Raw genomic sequence first — 19,384 nt, forward strand, 5'->3', positions numbered from 1 at the left:
GTGTGACCGTCGCCACGGCACCCGTGCCCGGCCCTCATCACACCCTCCGGCCACGTCCTGCGCCCCGCGGCCCCGATAGGCTCGCAGGACACGGACACGGGAGCCCTCCGTACGTCCGTCACCCCCGCACGGACCCATCCCACCCCGAGAAGAGGCGACCGAGTGACCCTGTACGGAGCGGCCAAGACCGTCATCGCGCCCGCCACCCGTGTGGTGTGGCCCCAGCGCGTGGAGGGCGCGCACCACGTCCCCCGTCGCGGTCCGGTGATCCTGGCCGTCAACCACCTGGCGCTGATCGACCCGCTCTTCATCGGCGTGGCCTGCCCCCGGCCGGTGCGCTTCATCGCCAAGCAGGAGCTCTTCGACGAGGGGACCCTGCCCCGGCGCCTGTTCACCCGCACGCTGCGGGCCATCGGCCAGCTCTCGGTGGACCGGCGCCCGGGCCAGAGCGCCCAGGAGGCCATGGACAACAGCCTCGGTGTGCTGGAGAGCGGCGAGGTCTTCGGGATCTTCCCCGAGGGGTCGCGCTCCCCCGACGGCCGCCTCTACCGCGGGCAGACGGGGCTGGCCTGGCTGGCGCTGACCACGGGCGCCCCGGTGGTGCCGGTGGCCCTGGCGGGCACCGAGCGGATCCTGCCCCCCGGCCGCAGGGTGCCCTCCCTCAACCGCGTGGGCGTGCGCTTCGGCGAGCCGGTGGACCTGTCGCCGTGGGAGGGCCGGGCGGACCGGGCCCGCCCGCGCCGCGAGGCCACCGACGCCATCATGGCCGCCATCGCCAAGCTGTCCGGGCAGGAGCAGGTGCCCCGGTTCGCCGCCTCGGTCAAGGCCGAACTGGAGCAGGGGCGCCCCTCGGGCGAGTAGGGTCGGCTTTCGGGGGAGTCGGCTCCCCCTCCCCCGGCGCGGCCCCCGGGACGCGGACCGCCCCGGCGGGCGGTGACTTTCTTCACAGCCCGTTCGGAACTGGGGAACCGGTGACAGGGCGTTGACCTTTTGTTGAGGGACCTCTCAGGGCACCGGCGGCAGCCTCCCTACCTGGTCCTACCGGGTTCTGCCTGGGCCTACGGCCCCGCGGGGCCTCCGTGGCCCGCCGTGCGGGCCCGGGATGGGGAGCGGAATTCTCTACCTTTATAGTAGGTTTTCCCGGTGCCGACACCGGATAGATTAGGCAAGCCTTACCTTTTGATGGCGTCCGACTCTGGCGCGAAGACTTGGAGCTGTGCGATGACGCGACCACTGCGAGTGGGAATCGTGGGTGCGGGCCCCGCGGGGATTTACGCCGCGGACCTGCTCACCAAGGACGAGACCCTGTCCGCGTGCGGCACGTCCGTCAGCATCGACATCCTCGACAAGCTGCCCTCCCCCTACGGCCTGGTCCGCTACGGCGTCGCCCCGGACCACCCCCGGATCAAGCAGATCCAGGGGGCGCTGCACAAGATCCTGGACAAGCCGGAGATCACCTTCTACGGCAACGTCGAGTACGGCGTGGACCTCAAGCTGGAGGACCTGCGCCACCACTACGACGCGGTCGTCTTCGCCACGGGCAGCGACCGCGACCGGCCGCTGGACATCCCGGGCGTCGACCTGCCCGGCAGCCACGGCGCCGCCGACTTCGTCTTCTGGTACGACTCCCACCCCGACGTGTCGCCGTCCTGGCACGTGGAGGGCACCAGCGTCGCCGTGATCGGCGCGGGCAACGTCGCCGTCGACGTCGCCCGCATCCTCGCCAAGAGCGCCGAGGACCTGCTGGAGACCGACATCACCGACAACGTGTACGAGGGGCTGCGCGCCAAGCAGATCACCGACGTCCACGTCTTCGCCCGCCGCGGCATCGCCCAGTGCAAGGCCACCCCCATGGAGCTGCGCGAGCTGGACAAGCAGCCCGGCGTCGAGGTCATCGTCTACCCCGAGGACTTCGACATGGACGAGGGGAGCCTCCAGGCCTGCGAGGACTCCAACCAGGTCAAGACCAACGTCAAGGTCCTGCAGAACTGGGCGATCCGCGACCCGCGCGGCGCCGAGCGCCGCCTGCACCTGCACTTCCTGCACAGCCCGGTGGCCGTGCTCGGCGAGGACCGCGTCACGGGCTTCCGGACCGAGCGCATGGAGCTGACCGGCGACGGAGGCGTCCGGGGGACCGGCGAGTACGTGGACCACGAGGTCCAGGCCGTCTACCGCGCCATCGGCTACCTGGGCTCGCCCCTGGCCGACCTGCCCTTCGACGAGGAGCGCGGCGTCGTCCCCAACGCCGGGGGCCGGGTCCTGGACCTGGACGAGAAGCCGATGGACGGCGTCTACGCCACCGGCTGGATCAAGCGCGGCCCCGTGGGCCTCATCGGCCACACCAAGGGCGACGCACTGGAGACGGTCACCAACCTGGTGGCCGACCGCGAGGCCCTCACCCCCGCCTCCGAGCCCGACCCGGTCGCCTTCCGGGCCCTGCTGGAGGCGCGCGGCGTGGACTACACCACGTGGGAGGGCTGGCAGCGGATCGAGGCCCGCGAGGAGGAGCTGGGCGCCGAGCGCGGACGCAAGCGCCTCAAGCTCCTGTCCCGGGACGAGCAGACCAGCATCGCGCGCCAGGGGTGACCCCGGTTCGCGGGCTTCCCGGCCGGTCCCGCGCCCCTCTGCGGGACCGGCCACCGCATTCCCCCCTCCGCCCGCGGATACCGTGAGATTGCGCATGCGCGGCATCCGGCGGTGACGGAACAACGGCCCGGCCCGATGGGTTAGAGTCACTGTTGGTCGGTGTGGTAGCAAGTGTCCCCCGGGCCTCAACAATTGCCTTCGCGGAATACCGCGTCCGGCCCCGCCTCCGGGTGGGTGACCGTACGGCCAGGAGCCCCGTTGTGCCCCGCGCCGAGAGGCGACCGCCATGCCGACCCTCACTCTCGTGCCCCGCTCCCACCGAGGTGGGAGCGGGGCATCGTGGTATCTCCAGCCAACCCAGTGAAGGACGGTCAGGCGTGGACGAACGGTCCCCCCGGCAACCGGATTCCTCCGGGCCGCCCGAAGCATCGCACGAGCCCCCGGCGCACCCCCCGCGCCCCGGTAACCCCTACCGCATCCCCCAGCGCACCCAGGGGCCCCCGCCCGAGGAAGCGGCGGCCCCGTCCGCGCCCGTTCCTCCCCCGCAGCCCGACCCCCCGCAGCGGTCGGCCGGGTCCTGGGACTCCCCCGCCTCGTGGGACGAGCCCCCGCGCGCAGGAGCAGCCGACGACGGATGGGGCGCCCCGTCCGCGCACGCCTGGGAGCCCTCCCGGCACGGGGACTCCGGCGCCCACGGCAGCGCGGGGCGCCCGCAGGAGCCCGCCTCCTGGGACGAGCCGCCGCGCGCCCCCGACCGGGGCGGCGCCGAGGACTGGAACGCCCCCTATCCCTCGGCGCAGGGCCCCTCCGGCGGCTGGGACGCCCCCCGAGGCGGCGGGGCGCACGACTCCTGGGACGACGACCCCTACCCGGGTCAGCCCGTCCACCACGGCGGCACCCCCTACCCGGGCGGACCGCACGACCCGGCGCCGGACCGCGGCGGCCGCGGGGAGACCGGCCCCCAGCACGGCCAGGGATCCCCGGACGGCTTCGAGTACCTCTACAGCGGCGGCGGCCCGGGCGCGGGCGGACCGGACGACCCCGACCGCCACGGGGACGACGGCTACGCCCCCGGCCCCCCGCCGCGCAAGTCGCGGCGCGGACTGCTCATCGGCGTGCTCTCCGCCGTCGTGGTGCTGCTGCTCGTGGGCGGCGGCGCGTCCTGGTACGTCCTGACGATGCCCGAACCCGAGGAGGCCGCCGCCGAGTACGAGGCCGCCTGGGAGGCGCAGGACTACGAGCGCCTGGCCGCGGTCACCCGGGGCGGCGACGCCGCCGCGGTGCTCGGCGGGATCGACTCCGGGCTGGGTGTGGACTCCATCGCGGTGGAGGTCGGCACGGTGACCGCCGACGGCGGTGCCGGCAGCGCGCCCTACGAGGTCACCGTGTCGCTGACCAACGCCGACGACTGGGGCTGGGAGGGCGAGCTGCCGCTGGTCCGCGAGGACGGCGAGTGGTGGGTGGAGTTCTCCCCCGAGGTCGCCTACCCCGGCCTGGGCGAGGGCCAGGTCCTGGCCCGCACCGCCGTGTGGGGCGAGCGCGGCAGCGTCCTGGCCGCCGACGGCACCGTCCTGGACGGCACCGTCTCCGGTTCGCTGCAGATGATCGCGGGCTCCCTGGGCGAGGCCACCGCGGAGGACGTCGAGCGGCTGGGCCCGGCCTACAGCGTCGGCGACACCGTGGGCGTCAGCGGCCTCCAGCGCACCTACGAGGAGCGGCTGGCCGGTGAGGCCGCCACGACCGTCCTCATGGTCGACGCGGCCGCCGCCGAGGACCCCGACTCCCTGGAGGCCACCGCGGAGAACACGGTGGCCACCCTGGACGGCGCCGACGGCGAGGACGTCGTCACCAGCATCGACATGGCCGTCCAGAACGCGGCCTCCAACGCCGTCATCGACTCCGCCGACCCGGTGGGTCTGGTGGCGGTGCGCCCCTCCACCGGTGAGATCCTGGCCGCGGCGAACGTGCCCGGCGGGTTCAACCGGGCCTTCGAGGGCCAGTACCCGCCCGGTTCGTCGTTCAAGATCATTACCTACAGCTCGCTGCTGGACAACGGGATGGGCATGGACGCCACGCTGAACTGCCCCAAGGAGTACGACCTGGGCGGGTGGCCGTTCGTCAACGCTGGCGACGCCGAGTACGGCGCCCAGACGGTGACCGAGGCCTTCGCGACCTCCTGCAACACCGCGCTGGTGGAGCAGGTCGGCGACCGGCTCAGCTCGGACACGCTCCAGGCCAGCGCCGAGCAGTTCGGCATGAACGCGCCGCTGGACATCGGCGTGCCCACGCTCGAACCGTCCTTCCCGCCGGTGGACAGCGCCACCATGCTGGGCGCCCAGAGCATCGGCCAGGGCCAGATCCTCACCTCGCCGCTGCACATGTCCACGGTGCCCGCCGCGGTCGCCGACGGTTCCTGGCGCCACCCGGTGCTGGTGACCGAGCCCGCCCAGGAGGGCCTGCCCGAGCCCCGCGCGATCGCCCAGGCCGAGGCGCTGCGGACGATGATGCGCGCGGTCGTCACCGAGGGCACCGCCGAGGACGTGCCCTTCCAGGGCGAGGTGTACGCCAAGTCGGGTACGGCCGAGTTCGGCACCGCCGAGGACGCCGACGAGGACGGGGAGCTGCCCAGCCACGCCTGGATGGTCGGCTTCAAGGGCGACGTGGCCTTCGCCGTGGTGGTCGAGGGCGGTGGCGGCGGCTCGTCCGTGGCCGGTCCCCTGGCCGCCAGCTTCACCAACGGCCTCTGAGGCCGGACCCCGACGCCGACGGCGCGTACCGGCCCCGCCGGTGCGCGCCGTCGGCGTCGGGGCCGCACCGGCGTGGCCGGTGTCGGCGCCGGTTCGCGGCGTCTACGATGCTCCCGGGTTGCGCGGCGTGCCTCGGCCCCGTCGCGACCTCTCCGGGGACCGGTCGGCCCCGTGTCCCCGGTCGCGGGCACGGTCCAACCTCAAGCAGGAAAAATCCGACCCAAAACAGCCAATTATTACTTTAAGCTATTTAGTGACTACTAAGAGTTAGCGAGCGGGAACTCGGGGCAGATCTACGGATGGCGCCAGGAGAACGGTTCTCCCGAGGGTCGAGCTGGGGGGATCGGTGCCACCGGACCGACAGATCGTCGGTCCGCCTCGAAAGGACACAGGATGAACCGCAAGACTCTCACTCGGATCGCCTTCGCCTCCGTCGCCGTTCCGGCCCTGGCCTTCGGCGCCCCGGCCACCGCCATGGCGGACAGCTTCTTCTCGGGTGAGTCCAGCGCCGCCGGCATCGAGGGCGCCGCGAGCCACAACGTGACCGCTGTCGCCTTCGACGGCAACGGCGGCGGCCACGGCCACAAGGGCGACAAGGGCCACGACCACTGGGACAACGGCGGCTCCTTCTACAAGAAGAGCGCCACCTGGGCGGGCCACGACGGCGCCGCCTCCCACAGCATCGTGAGCGGTGCGAACTAGGCATCCCGTTTCCGTCGGGCGCGGCGGCCGTGTCGGCCGCCGCGCCCGGCGGGCGTGACCCGACCCAACCCGAGGAGGGGAAGGACGATGGTCCGACTACGACGAGCGCTGTCCCTGACCGGCGTGGCCTTCGGCCTGGCGCTGGGTGCGCCCTCGGTCGCGATGGCCGACGCGGTCTTCGAGAAGGACTTCGGCAGCGCAAGCGCCGAGGGCGCCACCATGACCGTGGTCCACAGCCGCGTCGGCGACGACGGCAAGGTCTACTACGAGTACGTGACCTACACCGCCTCCATGCACGGAGCCACGGTGGACAGGACCACCAGCAAGGCGAACTGAGTTCCCGCGAGGTTGCGGGCGGACGGCCTCCACGGCTGTCCGCCCCTGGTGTGCGCGGGCGCGGCGCGGTACACGCGCCCCCGCGCACGGGAGGTGGAAAGACATGCGAAACCTGCTTCGAGGCCGTGCCCTCGCGGGGATGGCCGCGGCGGCCGTGTGCTGCGCGGGTGTGACCGGCGCGGCCGACCCCGGCGACGTGTTCGCCGGCGGCGGGACCCCGTCCGCGGTCCAGGGGACGGGCTCCGGGGGCGGCTGGCCCCCGCCGTGGTCCCAGGAGGAGCCGGCCGACCCCTGGACCGAGGCCGAGGCCGAGGTCGTGCGGCTGGTCAACGACAAGAGGCCCGGGTACGGGTGCGGGAAGCTGAGCGCCCACGAACTGCTCACCCGGGCCGCCCGGGAGCACAGCCAGGACCAGGCGGGCGACAGCGGTTTCCCCGGCGGCGGCTTCTTCGGCGGCAGTTCGTCGGCCAGGGACCGGGCCCGCGGCCTGGGCTACGCGAACCCTTCGGGCGAGATCGTGGCCAGCGGCTTCGAGACGGCCGAGGAGGCGGTGGATGCCTGGACGCGCCGCGGCCACAACCAGGTGCTCGCCGACTGCGGGTCCGAGCACATCGGCGTGGGCGTGGTGAAGGGCGACGGCGGCCCCTACTGGACCGTCGTCCTGGGCAAGGGCGCCTGAGCCGGACCCGCGGTACACGGGGCGCGTGACGGGCGGTGTGCAGCGGACGCACACCGCCCGTCACGCGTCCCGGGCGGTACCGCGCGGCGCGGACCGGGACCGCGGTCAGGAGGTGCCGACGGTCTCGGGCCCCTCCGGCGCGGGCTCCGGTTCCGGTTCGGCTGCCGGGTCCCCGCTGGTCTGCGAGGCGTCGGTCGGCACCGCGGGCGCGGACGGCTGCGGCGTGCTCGGGGTGAGGACGAACAGCATCACGAGCAGGCCCGCGGTGACCGCGGCGATCAGGCCGCACGCCACCCACGGTTTCCATCCGCCCAGGCCGGGGTCGGCCGGAGCGTCGGGGTCCCCCGACCCGAAGGACTCCAGTCGTCCGGCCAGGTCCGGTTCCTCCTCGCTGAGCTGCCGCTCGATCTCCGCGAGGATTCTTCTCTCGTGCTCTCTCAGGGACATGGCACCCTCCTCGGCCACGGGGGGAAGGACAGTCGTCGCCAGACTTACAGTCTCCCCCGGGTGTACCTGAGATATCCAGGTGTGCACAGCTTTTCCGATGTGGGTTTCTATGCCCGATTATGGGTAGAAAAAATCGGTTCTCTCCACAGGGTACGCCGCCATGTCGGACCCGAACGCGGTCCCGCGGGCCGGAGCGGCCGGGGGTCAGCCCGGGTAGCACTCGACCTCGGCGGCCTTGACCCCGGCCCACACCGCGTCCCCCCGGGCCAGCCCCAGCTCGGCCAGGGCCGCCGGGCTGATGTCGGCGGCCAGGGAGGGGCTCCCCGCCAGGTGCACCCGCACCTGGTCGCCGAACCGCTCGATCCCCTCCACCGTCAGCCGCCACACGTTGCGCGGGCTGCCGTGCGGACGGTCCGGGTACAGGGCCACTGCGCGCGGTGGGAAGGCCACCAGGGCCGGTCCCCGGTGCGCCTCGTGCGCCTCCACGCGCACCGGGCCGCGGGGCCCGTCGCCGTCCAGAGTGACGGTGGTGCCCTCGGCCGTGCCCCGGAAGAGGTTGAGCCCCACCAGCCGCGCGACGTAGGCGGTACGGGGGCGCCGCGCCACCTCGGCGGGTCCGCCCTGCTGGACGACCCGGCCCTCCTCGATCACCGCCACCCGGTCGGCGAGCACCATGGCGTCGAGCGGGTCGTGGGTGACCAGCACCGTGGCCCCATCGAACTCCTCCAGCAGGTGGCGCAGCCGGGCGCGCACGTCGATGCGGGTGCTGGCGTCCAGGGCGGCCATGGGCTCGTCGAGCAGCAGCAGGCGCGGGCGCACGGCCAGGGCGCGGGCCAGCGCCACGCGCTGGGCCTGCCCGCCGGAGAGGCGGCGCGGCCGCACGCGCGCGTAAGCGGACAGGCCCATGTGGGCGAGCAGTTCGGCGGCGCGCTCGCGGGCCGCCGTCCGCGACAGGCCCTGGCGGCGGGGACCGAAGGCCACGTTGTCCAGGGCGCTCATGTGCGGGAAGAGCAGGTAGTCCTGGAAGACCATGCCGATGGGGCGGTGCTCCACGGGCGTCCCGGTCTGATCGCGCCCGTCCACGAGGACGCGCCCGCCGGTGAGGGGCACCAGTCCGGCCAGGGCGCGCAGCGCCGAGGACTTGCCCGCGCCGTTGGGCCCCAGCAGGGCGAGGATCTCCCCCGGGCGCACCGTCAGGGCGGCCTCCAGGGTGAAGGCTCCCCGGCTCAGGCGCAGGTCGGCCTCCAGCGCGGGCGCGGTGGCGGCGGGGTCGTGGTCGGGTGCCATCAGGCGTTCGTCCACCTCTCGCGCAGGGTGGCCAGGACGGCCAGGCAGACCGCCAGCAGGATCAGGCTGAGCACGATGGCGGCCTCGGGGTCGCGCTGCATGGCCACGTACACGGCCAGCGGCATGGTCTGCGTGGTGCCCGGGAAGTTCCCGGCGAAGGTGATGGTGGCGCCGAACTCGCCCAGGGCACGCGACCAGCACAGGACCGCCCCCGCCGCGATGCCCGGCAGCACCATGGGCAGGGTGACGTGGGCGAAGACGGCCGCCCGCCCGGCGCCCAGGGTGGCGGCGGCCTCCTCGTAGCGGCGGTCCGCGCCGCGCAGCGCGCCCTCCACGCTGATCACCAGGAACGGCATGGCGACGAACACCTGGGCCAGGACCACGGCGGCGGGGGTGAAGGGCAGGGTGATCCCGAACCAGGCGTCCAGGTACCGGCCCACGATCCCGTTGCGCCCCAGGACCAGCAGCAGCGCCACGCCGCCGACCACGGGCGGCATCACCAGCGGGACGGTGACCAGGGCGCGCACCAGGCGGCGTCCGGGGAAGTCGGTGCGGGCCAGCAGCCAGGCCAGCGGCACCCCGAGGAGCAGGGACACGGCCGTGGCGGCGGTGGCGGTGGACAGGGACAGCCACAGGGCCGCCAGCACCTCGGGCTCGGCCAGGCGGCTGCCCATGGTGGACCAGGGCGCGCTGGCCAGCAGGCCCGCCATGGGCAGCACGAGGAAGGCCGCGCCCACGAGCGCGGGCAGCAGCAGGATCCAGGGCGCCCGGCCGAAGCGCCGGGGCCGCGGCGGGCGGCGGCGCGGCGGGCGGCGGCGCGGCGCAGCGTCGGCGGTCGGCGCGGCTGGTTCAGCGGGGGCGCGGTCGGGCGTCATGGCACCTCGAACTCGGCGGCCCGCAGGATCTCCCCGCCCTCGGGCGAGCGCACCAGGTCCACCCAGGCGGCGGCGAGCGCGGCGTCGGAGGTCGTGGAGACGACCCCGATGGGATAGTCGTTGACCACCTCGTCGGACTCGTCGAACACGACGCCCTCGACCCGGTCGCCCGCGGAGACGACGTCGGTGGCGTAGACGAGTCCGGCGTCCACCTCGCCGAGCTCGACCTTGGTCAGGACCGCGCGCACGTCCTCCTCGTAGGTGTCGGGGGTGATCTCCAGTCCGGCCTCGTCCAGGACCGCGGCGGTGGCCGCGCCGCAGGGGACCTCCTCGGCGCAGAAGGCGACGGCGGTGTCCTCGTCCGCGAGGTCGGCCAGCTCCTCCACACCGGCCGGGTTGTCCGGGGGCACGGCGATGCGCAGGGTGTTGGCGGCGAAGACGACGCCCCGCGCGCCGTGCTCCGCGGCCCAGTCGGGCTCCAGCCCCTCGCCCTCGACGACCCGTTCCATGGTGGCGGTGTCGGCGGAGGCGAAGACGTCGGCGGGGGCGCCGGAGTTGATCTGGAGGGCCAGGTCGCTGCTGCCCGCGAGGTTGAGGACCACCTCGGTGCCGGGGTGCTCGGCCTCGAACTGCTCGGCCAGGTCGGTGAAGACGTCGGTGAGGGAGGCCGCGGCGAAGACGTTGAGCCGGTCGCCGGATTCCTCCCCCGGGGAGCAGGCGCAGAGGATGAGCGCGGCCGCGGCCAGGGCGGGGGCCAGCCGGAAAGCTCCGGACCGGGGGTCGCGGGGAGCGGGCTCACGCATGGCGCTCCCCGGTGGTCTCCACGACCACGTTGGTGGACTTGACCACCGCGGTGGCGATAGTGCCCACCTCCAGGCCGAGTTCGTCGGCGGCCTCGCGGCTCATCAGCGAGACCACCCGGTGGGGTCCGGCCTGGATCTCCACGCTGGCCATCACCCGGTCGCGGACGACGTCGGTGACCAGGCCGCGGAAGCGGTTGCGGGCGGAGGACAGGTGCCGGGCCGGGTCCTCGTCGGCCCCCGTGCTCATGAACCCGGCCAGGTCCGCGCCCTCGATCAGACGCCTTCCGGAGGCTTCGCGGGTGGCGGACAGGCGGCCGGAGTCGACCCAGCGCCGGACGGTGTCGGCGCTGACGCCGAGGAGGTCGGCGGCCTCGCTGATGTGGAAGGTCGGCATGGGGCCAACCTACCCCTGGCATCTGCTGGGGCAAAAGGGGCTTTCCGCTAGCAGATGCTTACTTTCTCGCTCTTGTTCCGGGATTCTGCGACAGACGGGCGCGCCGGACCCGAGCGGCGCCCGAGCGAGTGCCACGGCGCACGGAAAGGGCTCCGGGCCGGGGACGCCTCCCCCGGCCGGAGCCCGCGCGCTCGCCGTCCGCGGTCAGCCGCGCACGTCGGCGGCCTCGCCGAGCGGCCCCTGGGCGCGGTAGTCGTCCAGCGCGGTGACCACGTACCCGGCGCCGTCCTCCAGCGGCTCGGTGTCGGTCAGCGCGGTGCGCCCGGTGAGGCCCACGAGGTTGTCCGCGGTGACCGCGGCGCAGCGCTCCTCCTCGGTCCCGGCGGCGGCCGCGTCGACGGGCAGCCGGTAGACGGCGTAGAAGCGGGCGCCGTCCACGGCCTCCCACGCCACGTCGACCCCCTCGTCGGCGGCCCGGGCCGTGACGCCGCCGACCGCGCCGACCAGCGGTTCCCGGCCCTCGGGCGCGTCGGAGAGCGGCGGCAGGGCGGGGGCGCCGTAGTGCTCGTCGGCCAGCGCGGCGTAGGCGTCGGCTGCCTGCTCGCGCAGATTCTTGATGGAGAAGTAGACGTCGCCGTCCACCTGGGGCAGTTCGCCGGAGTAGTCCAGCTGGGTGCTGAGCGCGTCCTCGCCGGTCCAGCCGTCCTCGCCCACCCGGTAGGCGGCCTGGCCGATGTACAGGTCCACGCCGGTGCCCTCGACCTCCCGGGCCCACCAGTCGGCCAGGACCTCGTAGTCGGCGGTCTCGAAGCCCCGCTGCCAGTACAGCTGCGGCGCGACGTAGTCGACCGTGCCCTCCTGGATCCAGGTGCGGGTGTCGGCGTGCTGGGCGTCGTAGGACTGCAGGCCCGAGCTGGCCGAGCCGCTGGGGTCGGTGGAGTCGTTGCGCCAGATGCCGAACGGGGAGATGCCGAAGCTCACCCAGGGCTTGGTCGCCTCGATGCCCTCGTGGACGCCGGCGATGAGCCGGTCGACGTTGTCGCGGCGCCAGTCCTCGCGGTCGTCGAAGCCCTCGCCGTGCTCCTCCCAGGAGGCGTCGTCGTCGAACTCCTCGCCCTCCTTGGGGTAGGGGTAGAAGAAGTCGTCGAAGTGCACGCCGTCGACGTCGTAGCGCTCGACCACGTCGAGGATCACGCGGGTCACCCACTCGCGGACCTCGGGGTTGCCGGGGTCGAAGTAGGCCTCGACGCCGTAGTCGACGAGCCACTCGGGGTTCTCCCTCGCCGGGTGGTCCTCGGCCAGGTTCTCGACGTCGGGGTCCTGGAAGCCCACGCGGTAGGGGTTGAACCAGGCGTGCAGCTCCAGGCCGCGCTCGTGCGCCCCGGCCACCGCGTACTCCAGCGGATCGTAGCCGGGGTCGCCGCCCTGCTCTCCGGTGAGGTAGCGCGCCCACGGCTCCAGGTCCGACTCGTAGACGGCGTCGGCGGTCGGCCGCACGTGCAGGAAGACCGCGTTGAGCCCCATGGCGGAGGCGTCGTCGAGGTAGGCGTCGAGCTCGGCCTTCTGCTCCTCGGCGGACAGGCCCGGCTCGGAGGGCCAGTCGATGTTGCGGACCGTGGTCAGCCACGCCCCGCGCATCTGCCGCTGCGCCCCGCCGTCCCCGCACCGGACGGGGGCGGCCGCCCCGGACGCGCCGTCGGCCGGCGGCTCCTCCCCGGAGCCCCCGCCGGTGCAGCCCGCCAGCAGGACGGTGGCCGCGGCGGCCGTCGCGGCCCACCGCAGCGCGGCGCGCGACGGGGTCACGGCACGGGCCACTGAATCCATGGAACAGGTCTCCTCTGAGGGGGAATCGGGACGCGCACCGCCGTCACCGTGACGTCGCACCGCGAACCAGAGTAGGCCAGACAGTCAATTTTCGGACACGATCGCGGCAATCTGTGGACAACCTCGCAGCCCCGGCGCCGGGGGCCGTCGCAGCGGGTCCACGGAGCGCCCGCGCGGGCGGCGGCGGAGCACGATCCCCGCCGTGCGGCGGCGGAGGCCGGGGTCACCGCGGCGGCCCCGGCCCGGGTGGGGGCACGTGCGCACCCCGGCCACCACGGCCGATACCGGACACACCGTCCCAGACGAGGTCCTAGACTCGGGGACCGTGAACGCCCTCCTGAGCCCGCCCCGTCTGTCCGTCCGCACCGTCGCCCTGCGCGACGACACCGCCAGCCTGGTGGACCGCCTGCCCGCGGACTCCCCTCTGGCCTGGCTGACCGGCGACGAGGGCATCGTGGGCTGGGGACGGGCAGCGCGGCTGGACCTGGCCGGTGAACCCGAATCCGCCGAGCCCACCGACACCACCCGCTTCACCGAGGCGGCCCGCTGGATCAACGCCCTCACCGAGCGCGCCGAGGTCCACGACGAGGTGGGGGTGCCCGGCACCGGCCCGGTCGCGTTCGGCACGTTCGCCTTCTCCCCCTCCTCCGCGGGATCGGCCCTGGTGGTGCCGCGCGTGCTGGTCGGGCGGCGCGACGGCCGCGCCTGGCTGACCACCGTCACCGAAGCGCCCGGGGAGCACCCGGCCGAGCCGCTGGGCCCCACGTCGGCGCGGCGGCCCGTGGGTCCGCTCTCCTGGAGCCGGGGGTCGCTGACCGGCGAGCAGTGGATGGGCGCCGTGGCCGGTACCGTCGAGCGCATCCGCGCGGGCGAGCTCGACAAGGCCGTGCTGGCGCGCGACGCCCTGGCCGAGGCCGACGCCCCCATCGACGTGCGCACACTGCTGGAGCGGCTGCGGCTGCGCTTCCCCGGTTGTTTCACCTTCTCCGTGGACGGCATGGTCGGAGCCACCCCCGAGCTGCTGCTGCGCCGCGAGGGCGACCAGCTCTCCTCGCTGGTGCTGGCCGGGACCCGCCCCCGGGGCGAGGACCCCGAAGGCGACCGGCTCCTGGCCGAGGAGCTGCTGGCCTCGGCCAAGGACGTGGACGAGCACCGCATGGCCGTGGACTCCCTGCGCACCGCGCTGGAACCGCTCACCGAGGAACTGGACGTGCCCGCGCGGCCACGCCTGCTCGCGCTCGCCAACGTGCAGCACCTGGCCACACCGGTGCGCGCCCGCCTGTCCCCCGGGGTGTCGGCGCTGGACGCGGTCGCGGCCCTGCACCCCACGGCGGCCGTGGGCGGCACACCCACCGCGGCGGCCATGCGGCTGATCGCGAAGTCCGAGGGCATGGACCGGGGAGGCTACGCCGGTCCGGTCGGGTGGCTGGACGGCGCGGGCAACTCCGAGTGGGGCATCGCCCTGCGCTGCGCCCGCGTGGAGGGCGCGCGCGCCCGGCTGTTCGCCGGAGGGGGCATCGTCGCCGGTTCCGAGCCGGAGTCGGAGCTGGCCGAGACCGAGTCCAAGTTCCGGGTCATGCGCGAGGCCCTGACCGACCCCGTCTGAGCCGGGGCGGGAGCGGGGCCCGCGCTCCGGTCCGGGCTCCGCGGCGCGCACGCGGGCGGCGGTCGGTACGGGGCGGCGTTCCGCAGGGGGTGGCGATGCGCACAGCGGCCGCCGTCCGTGCGGGATTTCACGGCCGCGAAACACGGCGCCGCTAGCGTGGCGCCCATGCGTGTCCACGAGGTTTCCTGGGACGATCCCGACGCCGCCGCCCTGCGGGCCGGTCAGCGGGCGGAGATCGCCGAACGGTACGGCACCACCGACTCCGAGCCGGGGGTGGCCCCCTCCGCCGGGGACATCGCGGTGTTCGTGGTGGCCCGCGACGCCTCGGGCGCGGCCGTGGGCTGCGGCGGCCTGCGCGACCTCGGCGACGCGGCGGGCGAGGTCAAGCGGATGTACGTGCGGCCCGACCGGCGCGGCTCGGGCGCGGCGGCGCTGGTCCTGGCGGCCCTGGAGGAGTGGGCCCGCGAGCGGGGCTGGAAGTGCCTGCGCCTGGAGACGGGCGACCGGCAGCCCGACGCGGTGCGCTTCTACACCCGTTCGGGGTACACGCCCATCCCCGGTTTCGGCGCCTACGCCGACGAGCCCTCCTCGCTCTGCTTCGAGAAGACCCTCTGAGGCCCGCGCGCCCCGGGCGGGGGCCCGAAAACGAGGAACCGGCCCCGGCAGCCCCCACGATGGAAGCCGGGGCCGGTGGTCTTCGTCCCTACCGGCGGGAGGAGGGCAGGGCTACCTGCCGACCTCGCGGCCCGCGGTGTGCCAGATGCACACCACGGAGGGGCGCGGGAACTCGCCGTCGGGCCAGGTGCTGGTGGGCGCCTCGAAGGTGCCGCCGTCACCGGGGTGCTGGGGGCCCAGGAAGACCGTCTTGCTGTCCTCGGTGACGAAGGGGCCGCAGGCCTCCGCGCCGACCGGGACGGTGGCGAAGGTCTTCAGCTCACCGCGGAAGCGGCCCTCGACCGGCATGACGTGCAGGCCGTCGTTGATCCCCAGGGCGCCCGGCTGGCCGTCCGTGGAGATCCACAGGTTGCCGTCCTTGTCGAAGGTCAGGTTGTCCGGCGCGGAGATCGGCATGACCTTGGACTTGTCGAAGCCCGCGTAGTAGGTGTCGTCGTCCTCGGGGTTGCCGCACACCAGCGGCACGTTCCAGGCGAAGGAGGTGGCGGCCGCGTCGTTGCCGGACTCGACGATCTCCAGGATGTGGCCGTGCCGGTTGGGGCCGCGCGGGTTGGGCTCGTCGGCCTGGCCGGGCTCGCGGGAGGAGTTGTTGGTCAGCGCGCAGTAGACCTTGCCGGTGACCGGGCTGGGCTCGAAGTCCTCGGGGCGGTCCATCTTGGTGGGGCCCACGACGTCGGCGGCCAGACGGGTGTGGATGAGCACCTCGGCGACGCTGAAGCCGGGGACGAAGCTCTCGGTGTCGGTGCACAGCGCGACCCACTCGCCGGAACCGTCGAACTCGCCGTCCGCGGGCAGCGCGCCGGAGCCGTCGAACTCCTCGGCGGGGCTGTTGCCGGACAGGCGTGCCACGTACAGCGTGCCGGTGTCCAGCAGGGAGAGGTTGTGGCGCCGGGAGCCCTCGACGTACTTCTTGGCGCTGACGAACTTGTACATGTAGTCGAAGCGCTCGTCGTCGCCCATGTAGGCCACGACCCGGCCGTCGTCGGCCAGGCGGGTGGTGGCGCCCTCGTGCTTGAAGCGGCCGAGCATGGTGCGCTTGACCGGCTCGGACCCGGGGTCGAGCGGGTCGACCTCGACGATGTAGCCGAAGCGGTTGATCTCGTTGGGGTGCTTGGAGAGGTCGAAGCGCTCCTCGAAGCGCTCCCAGCGGCGTCCCGTGGTACCGGTGCCGACGCCGTAGCGCCTGGTCTCGGCGGACCCGGAGCCGTTGGCGAAGTACTGGTTGAAGTTCTCCTCGGCGGTGAGGAAGGTGCCCCACGGGGTCATGCCGCCCGCGCAGTTGTTGAGCATGCCCCGGACCAGGGTGCCGGTGGGGTCCTCCGCCGTCTTGAGCAGGTCGTGCCCGGCGGCGGGGCCGGTGATGCGCATGGGGGTGTCGGCGGTGATGCGGCGGTTGAAGGAGCGCTCGCCCGTGGAGAGCACCCACTTGCCGGTGCGGCCCTCGCGCTGGAGCTCGACGATGGAACCGCCGTGGGCGGCCATGGCGATGCGGACCTGCTCCTCGGTGGCGGCGTCGCCCCCGGCGTACCCCGGGAACATGAGTTCCTCGTTGGTGTACTCGTGGTTGACCCACAGCAGGGCGTGGTCGTCGTCGAGCTGGTGGAAGCCGACGTAGTCGCAGTTGTAGCCGAACTGCTGGGCCTGCGCCTCGGCGGTCTGGTCGTACACGTCGAACTCGGGCGCGCCGGGCAGGACCGGCTCGCCCCAGCGGATGATGACGTGCTGGTCGTAACCCCGGGGGATGGTGATCTTGTCGTCGTTGTTGGGCTGGACGCTGGTGAAGGTGGGCCGCGGCGAGGGGTGGGGGCGGTCGGGACCGCGGCGGTCGGCCGAGGCCGGGCTGAGCGCGGCGAGTCCGAGCGCGCCCGCTCCGGCGCTCACGGCACCGGCCTGGATGATGGAGCGGCGGGAGAGCGCCTTGGCGAAGATGTCCCCGAAGTAGGGGTTGTCGCTGGTGTTGGGAGCCGGGTGGAAACAGGCGTCGCCGCAGCGCAGTCTGCATGTCGCACGGGAACGGCCGCCACCGACCTGGCCGATCAACGGCAGCTGGCGGCGGCGGGGCGCGGATTCGGGCACACCTTCTCCTTGGGGATCGTGCTGCTCACACGCGCTCCGTCGGTGCGGGGTCTGACCGGGGCGCGCGGATTGTCTCCTGGTCCGGCGGGGTGCTCCCCCGGACGCTCTCGACCTTGGCCGAAATTCCGAACGCGCAGGTGAAACCAAGGTGAACGCGCCTACAACTCCGGCGCATGCCCTGGTAGGTCACGCTGGGAATCCGGAGGGACACACATCGTCGGGTTCCGGTCGTGATCATGGCGCACCGTACCCGCCGGGTCCACGTGACACGCCCGTAACCGTCACCGGAGTTGTCGCCCCTCCCGTGATTCGGCGCAGGGCGAAGCGGCGCGCCGCGGGGGCGGGACCGGCGCGGTGGCGGGAAAACGGTTGCCGGTCGAAGGGGTTTTAGGGCATGCCGACAGCGGGACGCACGGGAGGTCGAAAAGGGGCGGGCGCGGTGCCCGGCGCCGCGGCGGACGGCCCCGGCCCGCGCGGTGGCCCCGCCCGCTTCTGTCAGGGGCGTGCGCTCAGAGCGCCTCGTCCACCGCGGCGTCGACCGCGGCCTGGATACGGCGGCGCAGCGCGGCGCTGCCCGCGCGGTGGGTGCGCACCTCGATCAGGCGCGGCCCCTCGCCCAGCAGCGCCTTGGGCAGGTCGGTCGCCCACTCCAGGCGGGTGTAGGGCACGTCGGCCACCGCGGCCACACGTTCCATCGACGCCCCGTGCGGGGTGCCGAACACCCGCTCGAAGTCGGGGTGCCCGGCCTGCTCCAGACCGGAGAAGATCCCGCCGCCGTCGTTGTTGACCACGACGATCGCCAGGTCCGGGCGCGGCTCCCCCGGGCCGATCAGCAGCCCGTTCTGGTCGTGCAGCATGGCCAGGTCGCCCAGCAGCGCGTAGGCGTGCCCCCCGCCCCCGGCCTGGTGGGCCAGCGCCGCGCCGATGGCCGTGGAGACCGACCCGTCGATCCCGCTCACGCCCCGGTTGCCCACCAGGCGCACGCCGCAGCGCGCCCGCATGGTGGCGTCCAGGTCGCGGATGGGCATGCTCGAACCGGCGAACAGCAGCGAACCGGCGGGCATGTGCGCGACCAGGTCGCGGGCCAGCCTCGGCTCGCTGAGCACCTCCTCCTCGTCCAGCACCGCGTCCAGGGCGGCACGGGCCACCGCCTCCGCCTCCGACCAGGTCCGCGACCACTCGGTGCGCCGCGGAGCGCCCGGGTCCGCACCGGCGGGCGGAGCGACCGCGGCCACCACGTCGGTGGCGGTGCGCACGGGGTCGGAGAAGGCGTTGAGCGCGCTCGCCGACGGGTCGCCCAGCGCGCCCGCGCTGACCACCACGTGCCGCTCGGCCCGGCGCAGGTAGGCCAGGATCTGCCGGGACAGGTTGGGGCGGCCCACACTCACCACCAGCTCCGGCGCCGGCCGCGCGGCCACGCGCGGCGAGGCCAGCAAGTGCCGGTAGGTGGACAGCGCGTCCGCGCGGCGGGCGTTGGAGGTCGGTTCGGCCAGCAGCGGCCACCCGGTCGCCTCGGCCAGCGCCAGGAACGGCACCGGGTCGTAGTCCCCGTCGCCGCACACGATCACACCGCGTTCGACGTCGGGCAGCGGGAACGGCGCGGGTTCGGTCAGCGGCCCCGGGCGGCCGATCCACGCCCGGCCGCCGTCGCGCCCCTCCAGGGGCTCGGGCCAGGCGCCCGTGTCGGCGTCGGGGGTCAGCGGGTCGCGGAAGGCCACGTTGAGGTGGACCGGGCCGGGGCGCCCGCCCAGCGCCGAGCCCCACGCGCGGCAGGCCAGCGACCGCCAGTAGGCGACCATGCCGGGAACCGGGTCGGGGGTGCCGACCTCGGCGAACAGGCGGACCGCGCCGCCGTACAGGCCGATCTGGTCCACCGTCTGGTTGGCGCCGGTCCCGCGCAGCTCCGGGGGCCGGTCGGCGGTGAGCACCAGCAGCGGCACACCGCTCTCGTCGGCCTCCATCACCGCCGGGTGGAAGTTGGCCGCGGCCGTGCCGGAGGTGCACACCACCGCGACCGGGCGGCGCGAGACGCGGGCCATGCCGAGGGCGAGGAAGGAGGCCGAGCGCTCGTCGATGCGCACGTGCACCCGGATTCCGGGGTGGGCGACCAGGGCCAGGGCGAGCGGTGTCGAGCGCGACCCCGGCGCGACGACGGCCTCGGCCAGGCCGCAGCGGGCCAGCTCGTCGACCAGGACACGCGCCAGGGCGGTGGACGGATTCATCAACTCTCTCGATCGTCTCAAGGTGTACCCAGTATCACCATGTGGACCCGGCCCCTACAGTCAACCCCCACCTGGGACCCGCGGAGGACGAACACGGCTGTTACACCTCACACACGCCGACAGGA

16 protein-coding genes are annotated in these 19,384 nt (G+C 74.0%); 8 read left to right on the forward strand and 8 right to left on the reverse strand.

The features are described from left to right. Positions 1-162: 162 nt before the first annotated feature. The 6 genes from PV789_RS17145 (at position 163) to PV789_RS17170 (ending at position 7,050) form a co-directional block, all read left to right on the forward strand. Positions 163-861, forward strand: coding sequence for a lysophospholipid acyltransferase family protein (locus tag PV789_RS17145; RefSeq protein WP_274973575.1), 699 nt, complete (start codon positions 163-165; stop codon positions 859-861). A gap of 378 nt (positions 862-1,239) precedes the next feature. After that, positions 1,240-2,586: an FAD-dependent oxidoreductase gene (locus PV789_RS17150; protein WP_274978164.1), complete on the forward strand. Its 1,347-nt coding sequence runs from the start codon at positions 1,240-1,242 to the stop codon at positions 2,584-2,586. Positions 2,587-2,963: 377 nt separating this feature from the next. Further along, a complete protein-coding gene (locus PV789_RS17155) occupies positions 2,964-5,333 on the forward strand; it encodes a penicillin-binding transpeptidase domain-containing protein (RefSeq protein ID WP_274973576.1) in 2,370 nt (789 codons plus the stop codon). A gap of 393 nt (positions 5,334-5,726) precedes the next feature. Next, positions 5,727-6,035: a hypothetical protein gene (locus PV789_RS17160; RefSeq protein WP_274973577.1), complete on the forward strand. Its 309-nt coding sequence runs from the start codon at positions 5,727-5,729 to the stop codon at positions 6,033-6,035. An 87-nt stretch (positions 6,036-6,122) separates the two neighbouring features. Next, positions 6,123-6,371, forward strand: coding sequence for a hypothetical protein (locus PV789_RS17165; RefSeq protein ID WP_047870821.1), 249 nt, complete (start codon positions 6,123-6,125; stop codon positions 6,369-6,371). Between the two features lie 103 nt (positions 6,372-6,474). Continuing rightward, positions 6,475-7,050, forward strand: a complete 576-nt coding sequence (locus PV789_RS17170; protein WP_274973578.1) for a CAP domain-containing protein — start codon at positions 6,475-6,477, stop codon at positions 7,048-7,050. Positions 7,051-7,155: 105 nt separating this feature from the next. On the opposite strand, the gene PV789_RS17175 is transcribed toward PV789_RS17170, so the two are convergent. The 6 genes from PV789_RS17175 to PV789_RS17200 all read right to left on the reverse strand — a co-directional run bounded on the left by PV789_RS17175 (position 7,156) and on the right by PV789_RS17200 (position 12,680). Next, positions 7,156-7,497 carry a DUF3040 domain-containing protein gene (locus PV789_RS17175; RefSeq protein WP_274973579.1) on the reverse strand — a complete coding sequence of 114 codons (342 nt, stop codon included), beginning with the start codon at positions 7,495-7,497 and terminating at the stop codon, positions 7,156-7,158. Positions 7,498-7,701: 204 nt separating this feature from the next. Continuing rightward, a complete protein-coding gene (locus PV789_RS17180; protein ID WP_274973580.1) occupies positions 7,702-8,784 on the reverse strand; it encodes an ABC transporter ATP-binding protein in 1,083 nt (360 codons plus the stop codon). Next, positions 8,784-9,659, reverse strand: coding sequence for an ABC transporter permease (locus PV789_RS17185; RefSeq protein WP_274973581.1), 876 nt, complete (start codon positions 9,657-9,659; stop codon positions 8,784-8,786). The genes PV789_RS17180 and PV789_RS17185 overlap by 1 nt, the downstream gene beginning before the upstream one ends. Continuing rightward, entirely contained in the window at positions 9,656-10,462 is an 807-nt protein-coding gene (modA, locus tag PV789_RS17190; RefSeq protein ID WP_274973582.1) for a molybdate ABC transporter substrate-binding protein, read from the reverse strand. Before modA ends, PV789_RS17185 begins: the two co-directional genes overlap by 4 nt. Next, positions 10,455-10,856, reverse strand: coding sequence for a TOBE domain-containing protein (locus PV789_RS17195; RefSeq protein WP_274973583.1), 402 nt, complete (start codon positions 10,854-10,856; stop codon positions 10,455-10,457). The genes modA and PV789_RS17195 overlap by 8 nt, the downstream gene beginning before the upstream one ends. 204 nt (positions 10,857-11,060) lie before the next feature. After that, complete coding sequence (locus PV789_RS17200) at positions 11,061-12,680, reverse strand: glycoside hydrolase family 10-like protein (protein WP_274973584.1); 1,620 nt, start codon at positions 12,678-12,680, stop codon at positions 11,061-11,063. Between the two features lie 325 nt (positions 12,681-13,005). Here PV789_RS17200 and PV789_RS17205 point away from each other — a divergent pair, with 325 nt between their 5' ends. Together PV789_RS17205 and PV789_RS17210 are read left to right on the forward strand one after the other, a co-directional pair. Then, positions 13,006-14,286 (forward strand): isochorismate synthase, encoded by a 1,281-nt coding sequence (locus PV789_RS17205; RefSeq protein WP_274973585.1) that lies wholly within the window; start codon positions 13,006-13,008, stop codon positions 14,284-14,286. Between the two features lie 165 nt (positions 14,287-14,451). After that, on the forward strand, positions 14,452-14,901 hold the full coding sequence (locus tag PV789_RS17210; protein ID WP_274973586.1) for a GNAT family N-acetyltransferase: 450 nt from the start codon (positions 14,452-14,454) through the stop codon (positions 14,899-14,901). 111 nt (positions 14,902-15,012) lie between these two features. On the opposite strand, the gene PV789_RS17215 is transcribed toward PV789_RS17210, so the two are convergent. Both PV789_RS17215 and menD read right to left on the reverse strand, forming a co-directional pair. Beyond that, entirely contained in the window at positions 15,013-17,037 is a 2,025-nt protein-coding gene (locus PV789_RS17215) for a PhoX family protein (protein ID WP_274973587.1), read from the reverse strand. Between the two features lie 509 nt (positions 17,038-17,546). Further along, on the reverse strand, positions 17,547-19,259 hold the full coding sequence (gene menD, locus PV789_RS17220; protein WP_274973588.1) for a 2-succinyl-5-enolpyruvyl-6-hydroxy-3-cyclohexene-1-carboxylic-acid synthase: 1,713 nt from the start codon (positions 19,257-19,259) through the stop codon (positions 17,547-17,549). Positions 19,260-19,384 lie beyond the last annotated feature (125 nt).

Origin of the sequence: Nocardiopsis camelliae, assembly GCF_028993595.1 — a bacterium.
GTDB lineage: Bacteria > Actinomycetota > Actinomycetes > Streptosporangiales > Streptosporangiaceae > Nocardiopsis > Nocardiopsis dassonvillei.